The organism is Bradyrhizobium sp. P3_C3, from assembly GCF_056402655.1.
Genome location: NZ_JBFUGY010000059.1, coordinates 22,373 through 34,592 on the forward strand (window position 1 = coordinate 22,373; position 12,220 = coordinate 34,592).

Sequence of the window (12,220 nt, forward strand, 5' to 3'; positions counted from 1 at the left end):
CTGCACTGACGAAGGTGACGAACATGGGTACGCGGCGGCGCCGCCGCCCGTTCGGTACTCGCCCATCTCGCATGCACTAACCTGGCTCTCAGAAACTCCTGAAAGCGTGTCCGTGCGTCCTAATCAATAGGCCGAGCCGTTCCAACCTGCGCAGGCAAGTCGCATCTACTTCCCATGATCGCGACGTGCCTGTCACGCCGTCGATTGCAAAGGCTTGTCTCTATCGACAGTCGCACCTTGACGGAGAACATAACAACCCATGGAGCTTCATCAGGTTCGCTACTTCCTCGCCGTCGCGTCCACGCTCAACTTCACCCGCGCGGCCGAGCAGTGCAATGTCACGCAGCCCGCGTTGACCAAGGGGGTGCAGAAGCTCGAGCAGGAACTCGGCGGCCAGTTGATCTACCGCGAACGCCAGCTCACCCAACTCACCGATCTTGGAAAGGAGGTCCTTCCGATGCTCGAGCGCACACTGGCCTCGGCAGAGGCGGTGCGTCGCCGAGCCCAGGAGTTCCAACGCAAGGACGTTGCGCCACTGAAGATCGGCCTTGCCCCCTCCATCTCGGCGTCGCTCGTCCTCGATCCGATCGCGGAGATCGCAAAGTTCGTTCCTGGACTTCACGTCGAGCTGCGCGAGGGCGCGGCGAAGAAGCTCGTCGACCTCTTGCTTGAGGGTGAGATCAACGTCGCAATGGTTGGGGACGTGCRGGATGTGCCCGCCCGCATCGATGACTGGTCGCTGTTCGAGGAGCGCTACGTTGTGGTTCTCGCGCCGACGCACCGGCTCGCAAATCGTCCCTCGATCGGCATCGACGACCTCCGCGAGACCATCTTGCTCGAACGCGCCGACTGCGACGTGGCCCCGAAGATCCAGAAATCGTATTTCCCCGAGAGCCCGCCCCAGCTTGGCCACTGCAGCGGTCACGACCTGCACCTGCAGCACATGGCCGCGGCCGGCCTTGGCGTGATGCTCGCGCCCGAGCACATGCCGCGCCTTCCGACGCTCAAGACCATCCCGCTCGAAGGCAACCTGGTTTCACGGGAGGTACGCCTACTGGCTGTGCAAGGGCGCCGCTACTCCCCGGCGCTGGACGCATTCGTCAAGGTCGCGCGGCTTCGCGACTGGTCGGTCGAAGCCCCCGACCGGGGCGTGCCGCACGCAGCGGTCCCGGTGGTGTCGAGGGCGCCCGCATGACCACGACACGCACGCCGACGGCCAGCCGCTTCCAGCCAATCGATCCTCAGCCCGATGACTCCCAACCGATGTTAAATCAAACCAACAAGACACTCGCCCGGATTCGCACCGAGTTGTTGACGACGTTCAGCGCTGCGGATTGGGAGTCATACAACCACCTCGTGCGCTGGCTCCGAGATACAGACGTGGCATCGCACGCTCTGAAGGTTGGAGATGACGCGCCGAGCTTCCTCCTGCCGGACGCTGATGGCCGTCTCCACTCCTCCGAACGGCTGCGCCGCAAAGGACCCCTCGTCCTGAGTTTCTTCCGAGGCGGCTGGTGTCCTTTCTGCACCGCTGAGCTTTGCGCCCTGCAGGCTGCAAAGGATGAGTTCGAGAGCATCGGTGCGACCCTCGCAGTGGTGACACCCGAGACGAGGGACTTCCCGCGGCAGCTCAAGCGGAGCCTAGGCTTGGACCTGAAGGTGCTCTCCGACGTCGACTATGGCGTTGCCATGTCGTATGGCGTGCTGTTCCGGGTGCCCGACGAGACCAAAGCGCACTATTCCGGGCTAGGATTCGACTTCGGCGCCCGGCACGGGTCACCGGAGTGGATGTTACCTATTCCCGCGACCTATGTGATTGACGCGGAAGGCCGGATCCGCAGCGCATTCGTCGAGCCGGACTTCACGATACGAGAGGAGCCGACGCAAATCCTGGCCTCGCTGCGCCAGGCCGCTTCCACGTCCGAGTGAGGGCAGTAGAAGGTGGGGAGCAATATCCGGGCAAACCTGGCGATGAGCCAGTTTGAAGTGCCCTTCGACGACCGCGCACTCGCAGTTGCCTACTACGACGTAAGACGGTCGGGTCGGCGCTCACAGCGCTCACGTACGACGATATCTTCTGCTTATCGAATACATGTCCAAAGAGAATTTCTAATTTTGTCGGCCGAGTCCGATCTTTAGGGCTGGCTAGGCCGAGCGCGCGGTTGGCCACACAGCGATTGAAGCAATGATTGAAGCCGTTTCACTGGATCAGAGTGCACAGCGCGCGAGCGGTAGAGGAGATCCCCATGAAACTATCGAGGATTATCGGCCTCGCTGTTGCCGTCTCCCTGGTCACCGGCGCCGTGGCAGCGCTCGCGCAGATCAACGGAGCGGCTCCGGCCGGCCCGACCGCGAACGTGGTAGACGGCGCTGGGCACCTGCGCGTGCCGGCGGACTACCGAACCCTCTACCAAGCGCTCGGCACCTGGGCGATTGCGGCTGAGAGCGGCCAGGGCTCGAATGAAATCCACGCCGTGTACGCATCCCCGGGGGTGATCGACGGCTACCGGAAGACGGGGCATTTTCCGGACGGCGCCGTTCTGGTGAAAGAAGTCTTCGCGACTTCGACCAACGAGATGACCACCGGCACGGTAAGCCACGCCGACAAGCTCAAGGGCTGGTTCGTCATGGTGAGAGACAGTAAGGGAACGCACCCCGGCAACCCGTTGTGGGGCGACGGGTGGGGATGGTCGTGGTTCGACGCGGACAAGCCGCTCAAAACCACCTCGACGGACTATCGTTCCGATTGCCAGGGGTGCCACCTGCCTGCCACGGCCACGGACTGGATTTATGTGAATGGATATCCCGTGCTGCGTCACTGACTGACGTTCAGAGTAAAAACGAGCGGATGGAGTTCGACGTGTCCCTCTCGGTCTATGACATCACGGTCCCTGTCATGGTGCACGGAGTGAACGTGATGGACGACTATCTCGACCACGCCCAAGCACTCGAGCGGACCAAGGGATATGAGCCTGGAAGGATCCTTGGCGAGCGGCTCGCGTCCGACATGCTGAGTTTCGGAGAGCAGATTTCTGTAAGCTGCAATAAGGTCGACGCCCACATGGCGAAGCTGATGCAGCGCGACGCGCCTGCTCCCCACAACACCCTCATGATGTACCCGGCACTGAAGGGGCGGCTCCTCGAGACGCGCGGCTTCCTGCAAAACGTGCGGCCGGACGAGATGGACAACGCGCAGTCCCGCACATACGAACTGACACCGCCTATCGTGCGCGGGTGGTTCGGTGGCGACGACTACATCCGGCACCTGGTGCTGCCCGACTTCTTCTTCCACATCGCGATTGCGCACGCGATCCTTCGGCACCTCGGAGCGAAGATCGGGAAGCGCGACTACCTCGGCAACCTCAGTCAGCAGAGCGGAGGTGACTACTCGTGAGCGGCAGGCGCGGTGCGCGACACGAGCCGAAGCCTTCAAGGTTCACGCCGGAAATTGCATACTGATGGGTGGCGTCGACGGTCTGACGGCGGCTCAGCGCCGCTGGTTAATGCTCTGCATCTTGCTTGGACTTGGTCTAAGTTCCCTCGGAAGCGCGATCGTGAATATCGCCTTGCCAAACATCTCGCGTTCATTCGCAAGCAGGGACGCCGCGACCGTTTGGGTCGTGAATGCCTATCAGCTTTCGGCAACGGTCTGCTTGTTGCCCGTTGCAAGTCTGGTCGAATCACTCGGTCTGAAGCGCGTTTATACCGCCGGCCTGGCTATTTTTGTTTTCGCGTCGTTGGGTTGCGCGTTCGCTCCAACATTGCCGATGCTGGTGAGTGCGCGCCTAATTCAGGGTGCCGGGGCAGCTGGAGTTTCTGTGGCCGGCATGGCATTTGTACGCGTGATTTATCCGCATCACATGGTCAGCAAGGGCTTCGCGTTAGTCGCATTAGCAGTGGCGATACCTGGAGCATTGGGCCCCACCATCGCGGCGGCAGTACTTGCCGTGGCAAAATGGCCCTGGTTGTTCTTGGTGAATGTGCCATTCGGCCTCACTGTTCCACTATTTATTGCTGCTGCACCACCAGACGTTCGGGTTGCGCGCTCTCTCGATCTGATCGGGACCGCTCTCAATGCGCTGGCGTTCGGGCTTTTCGTCGTCGGTGTCGGCACGCTGGGTACTGGCGATGGGCGCATTGCGACGGGAGAGATCGTGGCAGGTCTCTTCTGTCTCAGTCTCTTCGTTCGACAACAGCTCCGGCACCCTATGCCAATGTTGCCATTCGATCTTTTCCGTATACCTCTGTTTACCCTATCGGTGTGGACATCCGTCTGCTCCTATGCCGCACAAATTCTGGCTTACGTCTCCTTGCCGTTTCTATTTGAGACGAGGATGCATCTTTCGGCCGTGGAAACAGGTCTTCTTCTGACAACCTGGCCGTTCATGACTGCAGTCACGGCCCCAATTGCCGGCCGCTTGACGATCCGCCACCCCGCTTCGGTGATCTGCAGCATTGGTTTGGCGTTGTTGGCGGTCGGTTTGCTCCTGATGATCTTCTTGCCGACATCTCCGGCGAGATGGGATGTCGTATGGCGACTGGCTCTTTGCGGTATCGGCTTTGGTCTTTTTCAGACCCCGAACAACACGGCGATGATGACGGTTGGACCCGTAGGGCGCAGCGGGGCCGCAAGTGGGATGAATGCCTCGGCTCGCTACGTCGGATGGTCACTTGGTTCCGCGTTGGTCTCGCTGATCTTCGGCTTGGGCGGAGACCAAGGCGCCGTCTTCTGTCTGGTCGCCGGAATGGCCTTCGCTCTGACGGGAGTCGCTACCAGCAGCGCTCGTCGGTTCAGATAGCGTCCAAATGCGGGACGCAGCACCTCGTCGGAGGTCGTCCGGCGATATCTGCGCCATGTGCTCGCTGCTGCAGACAAACGTGGCTTGCGACAAGTCGCCGCAAAGCTCGTGGCTCGAGATCAACGATCAGCCATGACGCTCCGCTGAACACGGCTTCCGGTAAGTTCAGGGTGTCTGCCAGATTTAGTGAAGTATCGAATTCGGTTGAATTCCGTGCTTTCTAAGTTGCGTCCGCTTTCGCCATGACCGGTGTCAGGGTCATCGAGGCCGCAAAGGCGCCGCCGATCGAGGTCGCGGCGGCTATGGCGAGGCCGACTTCGTAGCCGGACGAGAAAGACGCGACGCCGGCGGCAAGTGCCACCCCGGCGAGCTGCGCAATCCGGCTCGCCGCATTGTTGATGCCGGAGGCGAGTCCTTCGTCGGCCTGATCCACACTCGACATGACCGACGCGGTGAGCGGCGCCACGAGCACAGCGAAGGACAGGCCCAGTAGGGTCATAGGTCCGATCACGCCGAGCATCAGGGATTCTTTCTCGCCAAGCGCCATCAGGATATAGGCGAGTGCCGCACCTAGCGGTCCCGCGATGAGCATGGCCCGCGCGCCAATCTTGTCTGCCAGCCGGCCGAAGAGATTTGACAAGAGCCCCACGCCAAGCGTGAAGGGTAGGAATGCGAGCCCAGCGTCGGTCGACGACAGGGCGCGGCGATCGATGAGCTCAAAGGGGAGCAGAAAGAACATGATCGAAACCCCCGCGTAGACCATCAGGGTGACAACGTTCAGCCCGAGGAAGGCGCGGTTCTCCGCCAAGCGAGGTGGCGTCATCGGGTGTTCGCTTCCGCGCTCCCAGAGCGCGTAGAAGGCGAGCCCGATAATGCCAAGCCCGGTGACAATCACGAGCACTGTGCCCGACGGGGCTGAAGCGTCCGCGGCGGCCTGAACTTCACCGCGGCCGATTTGGCTAAGCGCCCAGGCAAGCGCCCCGATCGCCGAAGCGAGGATCGCGGCGCCAATCACGTCGAATCCGCGCTGAATGCGACCATCCTTCGGCGCAAAGACCAGCAGAACTCCCACTGCCACGAGCGCGAGCGGCGGGTTGATCCAGAACACGGATGGCCAGCCAAAGGTCTCGGTGAGCCAGCCGCCCAGGACAGGACCTCCGGCGGTGGTGAGAGCCGACGCTGCGGCCCATACGCCGATCGCTCGGTTCCGCTCCGCGCGCGGATAGGTGGCCCCGATCAGGGCGAGGCTGGCGGGGGTAACGATCGCTGCGGCTACCCCCTGCGCGACGCGGGCAGCGATCAGCCAGGCGGGCGAAGGTGCCATCGCGCAAGCCGCGGATGTCAGACCGAACAGCACGCAACCGAACCAGAGCATGCGCGCCTTGCCATAAACATCCGCGAGGGCGCCGCCGATCAATGTCAGCGAGGCGAGCGCCAGCATATACCCGTTGAGAACCCATTGAACCGAGGCAAGGTCCGCCGCCAAATCTGAGCGCAATCTCGGTAACGCAACTGGCAACGCTGTCGCATCGATGAACGCCATCGAGGACGCGAGCACACAGGCCGCGAGTACCATGCGCCGGCACCGAGGCGGCGCTTCCCGACCGAGCTCTCGCGGGCAAGGTTCTGCGTCGATAACGCCGCGGCTGCATCCCTCTACAAACGGCTGCGCCTCGTTGCGACACGCTCGCCGTCTCTGGTTCGCAGGATTGGTCATTCGAGTCTTATTTCGGGTTGAAAGTGGTTCCGACAGCCGTCTCATACGGTGGCGGTCGGACCCCGGTGAAGGAAATTATCTCTCGCCATAAAATCGATAGATAATCGTTATTGCCTTGCCGCGCGGCGGCATGCCGTCGCGGCGTTCGCAACTTGCCTTGATTTACCAATGGCAGAGAAGACCGTCGCACCACTATTCCCCGCTGCAATGGAAACCATACATGCCGGCTATTGGAGAATGTTACTCCGCGCTGCCATCAATGGGTACCGCTCGCGGATTTTGTCGAGGGCTGGACAACTGAGATCGTGGAGGCGCCGTCCCATCTTCGCTTTCGGAACTACCCCATGGTCGCTGGCAAGCGATGCCGAACCGGCTTTTGTCGCTGGAACGTATCCAGCAAAGGAGCAAATAACTGAGGAGACAACTCACATGAAGGCAATCGCCGTAACGGACCAGGCCGCGGGAACGGCCGGGATGAAGCTGGTGGAGCGGCCCGAACCGCGGCCAGCGATAAACGACATCGTCGTTCAAGTTCATGCATCGGGCTTCACTTGGGATGAGCTGACGTGGCCCCCGATGTGGACCGATCGCCTCGATCGTGACCGAACACCGTCRATCCCTGGGCACGAGCTGGCCGGAGTCGTCACCGCTCTCGGTTATGGCACGACGGGATTGTCAGTGGGACAGCGGGTGTTCGGCCTGACGGACTGGTATCGCGACGGCACCTTGGCGGAGTATGTGGCCGTCGAGGCACGCAACCTTGCGCCGCTGCCGGGCGACGTCGACTTCACGGTGGGCGCGAGCCTGCCGATGCCGGGTCTGACTGCGTGGCAAGGACTGTTCGTGCACGGCCACCTTCAGTCGGGGCAGACCGTCCTTGCGCACGGTGCGGCTGGCGTCGTCGGTTCGATGGTGACGCAACTCGCACGTGAGGCCGGCGCCTACGTCATCGGCACCGGACGCGTTGCCGACCGTCAGGCGGTGCTCGACTTCGGCGCGAATGAGTTCGTCGACCTCGAGAACGACGCTCTGAAAGATGTCGGTGGCGTCGATCTGGTTTTCGATATCTTCGGCGGCGACATCGCGAAGCGGTCCGCAAGCCTGATTCGAGCGGGAGGAGCGCTGGTGACCATCGCCGGGCCGACCGAGGCGCGGCCCGCCGACGGCTTGGCGATCGACTTCGTTGTCGAGTCCGATCGCGCCCAACTGGGTGAGATCGTCCAGCGTCTGCGGGACGGACGACTGCGGACGAACATCGGCACCGTCTCGACCCTCGATGACGCCATCGCCGCCTTCAATCGGACCGAGCGACGCAAGGGGAAGACAATCGTTCGCGTTCGCCCGTGAGAACTTGGGGCGGAGAACGGTTCCGCGCTCCTCGTCAGCACGGCACGCATCCACGTTTAGGCGTCGTTCGGCCGTGGCCTCCGGCGGCGCGGCGCGGGCAGGAGGCGACGGCGGTTCATGGCAAGCCTGCTTGAGGTTGAATTGATGTTGCGAAAAGTGATCCGCGAACGGACACGGCAGTTCGGCTTCGGCTGCCGGCCAATGAGCCCGCGCGCCGCGAAGCGCGCCACCTGACATGACGGCCAGGTCGTGAGCAGCGCGTCCCTGACCCTGACCGATCGCGGCCTGGCGCTCTCCGAGCCTAAGGCCGTCGGAGCGCAGGGCAGCACCAAGGTGCTCGCCGCGTCGAGCCTGGGCAGCTGCCTCGTGTTCGTCAGCGGCGCCGTCGTCACGGTCGCGCTCGCGGCGATTGGCCGAGACATGCGCCTGTCGCCGCTTGACCTGCAGTGGGTCATGGACGCCGAGCTCCTTCCGCTCGCGGCCCTGACCTTGGTAGGCGGCGCTCTGGGTGATCGGTTCGGACAGAAGCGGATATTCCTCGCGGGGATCGCTCTCTATGGCCTGGGCGCGGCCGTAATTGCTTTCGCGCCGAGCTTCGCGCTGCTCATCGGCGGCCGCTTCCTGCAAGGTTTGGGCGAAGCTGTGATCCTGCCCAACGGCCTTTCCGTGCTCGGGCGGGCCTTTCCCGCCGACAAGAAAGCCCGTGCGATCGGCATCTGGTCCGCCGCCGCAGCGGTCGCCAGTGGCGTCGCGCCCGCGATCGCGGGCGCGATCATTGATCACGGATCCTGGCGGACGGCCTTTCTGATGCTCCTGCCCATCGTCGCCGGCGCGTTGGCCTTCGGCACGGCGTGGATACCCAAGGACTCCTCGCCCAGCTACGTCCGGATCGACGTCTATGGCGCGGTCCTTTCGACAGTCGGGCTCGGCTCGTTGGGCGCGGGGCTGACGAGCCTGACCAACGGTGCCGGTCCGACCCTTTGGCTGCTCATCACTCTGATCGTCGGTCTGGGCGGCTTAGCCGGCCTTATCGTCACACAGCGGCGGCTAGGCGAGAATGCCATGCTGCCCCCGTCGCTCTTCGCCTCGCGGTCGATCGTCGGCGCGAACCTGTTCACCGCACTCCTCTACGGTCCGTTCACGGTCATGCTAACCTTGATCCCGTTCGTGATGATCCGAGGCGCGCACCTGCCGACGCTGGTGGCGGGCCTAGCCTTCCTTCCTCTGCAAGTGCTGATTACGGTGGTCTCGCCGCTCGCCGGTATGCTCTGCCGCGTGTCCGGCAGGCGCCTGCCATTGTTCGCCGGCAGCGCCGTCGTCGCCTTGGGTTGCATCATGGCGCTCCGTATCGGTCCGAACGCAACCTATTGGGCGGACATCTTCCCCAGCATCCTGTTGTTGGCGCTTGGCATGAGCCTGGCGATCGCGCCGTTGACGACGCTCGTCCTCACCTCCGTCGAGTCCGATCGAGTCGGAACCGTGTCTGGTGTCAACAGCGCAGTCTCACGCGCCGGGTCGCTGTTCGCTATCGCATTGCTCGGCGGTGTGCTGCAGCAAGGCGGTCATCATCTGTTTTGGGGATTCCACATGGCGATGGTTGTCGCCGCCGTCGCCTGCGTTCTCGCCACGCTCGCGGTGTTCATCATCGAGCCGGGGCCCCACGTCGACTTCATCCCGCGAGACTGACCGTTCGGTGTCGGCAATCAGCAGGCCGGCAAGGTCGAGAGGGAACAATGAAGAACGAATACCAAGCTCTAGGCAGAAGGAGAAACTCATGAAGATCCGGACCATTGTCGCTGTCACCTGCGCCGCCTTCTCGATAGCCGGCCCGATCCGCGCCCATGATCGCGAAGCGGAAACCGTCGCGAAGAAACTCGAGGCGGCCATTCCCAATGTCCCTGGCAAGTCGCTGCTCGCCCTGGAGGTCGATTACGCGCCGGGCGCGGCATCCCCGCCCCATACCCACGCGAAGTCGGCTTTCATCTACGCTTATGTCATCTCGGGCGCGATCGAGTCGAAGGTGAACGACGGCGAGAAGCGCATTTATCGGGCAGGCGAAGGCTGGTCGGAGCCGCCGGGTGCAACCCATTCGATCAGCCGCAACGCGAGCAAGACGAAGCCGGCGAAGCTGCTCGCTGTTTTTGTCCTCGACACCAATGACAACCCTCTGACGACACCCCTCAAGTAACGTACTCACTGAGCCTGGCACGAATTCACGGTGAAGATATCGGCCGCGAGTTTACCTCGGCCGCTATCCGCCGTGTCACCGAAAGCGGAAAATATGCTTCACGTGAATGACCGCATCGACGCTGTTGAAAATGCATTTGCCCGAGACGTCGTCGGCGGCTTATCCGCTGATGTGAAGACGCTGCCGAGCCGTTGGTTATACAACGAGCGTGGATCTGAACTTTTCGAAGAGATAACGAGGCAGGATGAGTATTATCTGACCAGAGCCGAAACGTCGATCTTGCGAGAGCGGCAGCGTGACATCGCCGATTTTGTAGAGCCTGGCGCGGTTCTCATCGAGTATGGTGCGGGAGCCGGCGTTAAGACGGAGCTTGTGTTGGCGGGCCTGCGTGACCCGCGAGGCTACGTGCCGATCGATGTCGCCGATGCTTTCCTTGCAGAAACGTCCAGGAGGATCGCTTCGCGCTTCCCGTCGCTCTGGGTCCGCCCCATCGAGCGCAATTTCCTGGATGCATTTGAGGTTCCGTTCGATGGCTCCAGCGGCGGCAGGACAGGATTTTTTCCTGGCTCGACGATGGGGAATTTGAACGCGAGCGAGGCGAAGACCTTGCTGATGCAGATGGGGCGACACTTAGGCAAAAACGGACGTGCCATCATCGGTGTCGATCTCCAGAAAAACGTAGATACGCTTCTGCGTGCTTACGACGACAGCGCCGGTGTGACAGCCGCTTTCAACCTCAACCTCCTTGAGCGGATCAACGCCGAACTGGGCGGCGATTTCTGTTTAGAGCGGTTCAAGCACGTGGCGCGCTGGAACGAGATCGAGAAAGCAGTAGAGATGCATCTGGTCAGCGTGTGCGATCAGCACGTTACCCTCTGCGAGCGCGCGTTTAGTTTCAGAACGTCGGAAAGCATTCATACTGAGAGCTCCCGAAAATATACTGCGGAGAGCTTCGAGCGGCTTGCCCGCTCCGGCGGATGGAAGGTTGTCGAGCTTTGGCAGGACGCGGGCGGATTATTCGGCCTGTTCGGGCTCATTCGCTATTGATCTGCCGATGATGCGGCACACCAGGTCTTCCGAAACCAACGTGAGAGTTGCGGTGTAAAGGAAAGCGGCATGGAACAGTCCCCCCAGATCGGCGACAGGATCACCGACAAATCAGCATCGCCCGACGACAGCACTGTCCGAGACTGGATCGGGCCGAAGGCGTTCGGGCATTGGGCCGAGCTGCGAAAATGGATCGAGGCATACTACCCCGATGTTTTCGTGCCGGATTGGCTCTATCGTGGCAAGAAGCGTGGTTGGTCCCTGCGTTACAAGAAATCCAAGGCATTCTGCACGTTCCTGCCGGAATACAGGCTGTTTTCGGTCGAGGTGGTCTTGGGGGCAGCAGAGCGAGAGAAGTTTGAGGCGCGGCGTTACGGGTGGCGCTCGCAGCTGGTGAAGCTTTACGATGAAGCCCGAACATACCCAGACGGAAAATGGCTGAAAATTGCTATCTCATCCGCAGCCGATCGGCATGACGTGACGGAGCTTTTAAGTCTGAAGCGTCCGCCTCCGCGGTCGCGCGATTGAGACGCTCGCGCTGCTCCGGCGCGATGGTGGTCCTCCAGATGAAATAGACACGCGCCTTGAACACCTTCTTGTGCGACGGGGCGACGACATCGTTCTCGCTGGTGATCTGGCGGCCTGGAGCGATCCCTTGAGTGCTTTGTCGAGGAGCTTTGGCGCCGTGGCGACAAACGGCGACAGTCTTCGCGCCAACCAAAAGCCCGGACGCGTTCCCAAGAATCCTTCCCGGGTGCGTCCGAGCCTTGCGTGATGCTCGCATCATAGAGGCTCCTCAGAGATCGTAGATGCGAATGGATTGAGTTCAGATCGATCCAGCCGGCGCAACGGCAGGAAAGTCCTTCTCGGGATCGAACACGTTGTTGAAAAAGTTCGTCAGAGAGTACATGGCCACCAGCGCGACTATCTCGATGACGTTGGCATCCGTGTAGCCTGCGTCGCGGACGACTTTCAGATCGGCGTCACTAACCTTGCCGCGGGTCTCGATGACTCTACGCGCAAACTGGATGGCAGCGTCCCGCTTCGGGTCGCTGGCATGGCCCTTCCGAGCGAGAGTGATTTCATTGGCGGGCAGCTTGGCCATATGATTGGCCGTAAAGC

General features: G+C 61.9%; 12 protein-coding genes. 10 read left to right on the forward strand and 2 right to left on the reverse strand.

Features of this window, described 5'->3' with window-relative positions; translation table 11 throughout:
- Positions 1 to 259 precede the first annotated feature (259 nt).
- The 5 genes from AC1DW2_RS39120 to AC1DW2_RS39140 all read left to right on the forward strand — a co-directional run bounded on the left by AC1DW2_RS39120 (position 260) and on the right by AC1DW2_RS39140 (position 4,799).
- A complete protein-coding gene (locus tag AC1DW2_RS39120) occupies positions 260 to 1,195 on the forward strand; it encodes a LysR family transcriptional regulator (RefSeq protein WP_477008677.1) in 936 nt (311 codons plus the stop codon).
- The gene (locus AC1DW2_RS39125) at positions 1,192 to 1,929 is read left to right on the forward strand and encodes a peroxiredoxin-like family protein (RefSeq protein WP_063981742.1); all 738 of its coding nucleotides are present in this window, start codon (positions 1,192 to 1,194) and stop codon (positions 1,927 to 1,929) included. Before AC1DW2_RS39120 ends, AC1DW2_RS39125 begins: the two co-directional genes overlap by 4 nt.
- Positions 1,930 to 2,246: 317 nt before the next feature.
- Complete coding sequence (locus AC1DW2_RS39130; RefSeq protein WP_063986170.1) at positions 2,247 to 2,822, forward strand: cytochrome P460 family protein; 576 nt, start codon at positions 2,247 to 2,249, stop codon at positions 2,820 to 2,822.
- 38 nt (positions 2,823 to 2,860) lie between these two features.
- Positions 2,861 to 3,394: a DUF1993 domain-containing protein gene (locus AC1DW2_RS39135; RefSeq protein WP_063986171.1), complete on the forward strand. Its 534-nt coding sequence runs from the start codon at positions 2,861 to 2,863 to the stop codon at positions 3,392 to 3,394.
- Between the two features lie 64 nt (positions 3,395 to 3,458).
- Positions 3,459 to 4,799, forward strand: coding sequence for an MFS transporter (locus AC1DW2_RS39140; protein ID WP_063981743.1), 1,341 nt, complete (start codon positions 3,459 to 3,461; stop codon positions 4,797 to 4,799).
- Positions 4,800 to 5,019: 220 nt separating this feature from the next.
- Here AC1DW2_RS39140 and AC1DW2_RS39145 read toward each other — a convergent pair whose 3' ends face one another.
- Positions 5,020 to 6,375, reverse strand: a complete 1,356-nt coding sequence (locus tag AC1DW2_RS39145) for an MFS transporter (protein ID WP_063981744.1) — start codon at positions 6,373 to 6,375, stop codon at positions 5,020 to 5,022.
- Between the two features lie 570 nt (positions 6,376 to 6,945).
- Between AC1DW2_RS39145 and AC1DW2_RS39150 the strand changes: the two genes are divergently transcribed.
- From AC1DW2_RS39150 to AC1DW2_RS39170, 5 genes are all read left to right on the forward strand, one after another.
- Positions 6,946 to 7,863 carry an NADP-dependent oxidoreductase gene (locus AC1DW2_RS39150; RefSeq protein ID WP_063981745.1) on the forward strand — a complete coding sequence of 306 codons (918 nt, stop codon included), beginning with the start codon at positions 6,946 to 6,948 and terminating at the stop codon, positions 7,861 to 7,863.
- Between the two features lie 249 nt (positions 7,864 to 8,112).
- Positions 8,113 to 9,549: an MFS transporter gene (locus AC1DW2_RS39155; protein ID WP_477008678.1), complete on the forward strand. Its 1,437-nt coding sequence runs from the start codon at positions 8,113 to 8,115 to the stop codon at positions 9,547 to 9,549.
- Between the two features lie 88 nt (positions 9,550 to 9,637).
- Positions 9,638 to 10,051 (forward strand): cupin domain-containing protein, encoded by a 414-nt coding sequence (locus tag AC1DW2_RS39160; protein WP_063981746.1) that lies wholly within the window; start codon positions 9,638 to 9,640, stop codon positions 10,049 to 10,051.
- A gap of 93 nt (positions 10,052 to 10,144) precedes the next feature.
- Entirely contained in the window at positions 10,145 to 11,098 is a 954-nt protein-coding gene (gene egtD, locus AC1DW2_RS39165) for an L-histidine N(alpha)-methyltransferase (RefSeq protein ID WP_063981747.1), read from the forward strand.
- A 69-nt stretch (positions 11,099 to 11,167) separates the two neighbouring features.
- Positions 11,168 to 11,626, forward strand: a complete 459-nt coding sequence (locus tag AC1DW2_RS39170; RefSeq protein ID WP_063981748.1) for a DUF3788 domain-containing protein — start codon at positions 11,168 to 11,170, stop codon at positions 11,624 to 11,626.
- A gap of 298 nt (positions 11,627 to 11,924) precedes the next feature.
- Here the strand turns inward: AC1DW2_RS39170 and AC1DW2_RS39175 are convergent.
- The coding region (locus tag AC1DW2_RS39175) for a carboxymuconolactone decarboxylase family protein (RefSeq protein ID WP_477008679.1) at positions 11,925 to 12,220 on the reverse strand (296 nt) is incomplete at its 5' end.

Excerpts from the sequence above, each read along its gene's own strand:
- AC1DW2_RS39145 (WP_063981744.1), bottom strand. The coding sequence starts at position 6,375 with ATGGTACTCGCGGCCTGTGTGCTCGCGTCCTCGATGGCGTTCATCGAT.
- AC1DW2_RS39130 (WP_063986170.1), top strand. The coding sequence starts at position 2,247 with ATGAAACTATCGAGGATTATCGGCCTCGCTGTTGCCGTCTCCCTGGTC.
- AC1DW2_RS39160 (WP_063981746.1), top strand. The coding sequence starts at position 9,638 with ATGAAGATCCGGACCATTGTCGCTGTCACCTGCGCCGCCTTCTCGATA.
- AC1DW2_RS39125 (WP_063981742.1), top strand. The coding sequence starts at position 1,192 with ATGACCACGACACGCACGCCGACGGCCAGCCGCTTCCAGCCAATCGAT.
- AC1DW2_RS39140 (WP_063981743.1), top strand. The coding sequence starts at position 3,459 with ATGGGTGGCGTCGACGGTCTGACGGCGGCTCAGCGCCGCTGGTTAATG.
- egtD (WP_063981747.1), top strand. The coding sequence starts at position 10,145 with ATGCTTCACGTGAATGACCGCATCGACGCTGTTGAAAATGCATTTGCC.
- AC1DW2_RS39170 (WP_063981748.1), top strand. The coding sequence starts at position 11,168 with ATGGAACAGTCCCCCCAGATCGGCGACAGGATCACCGACAAATCAGCA.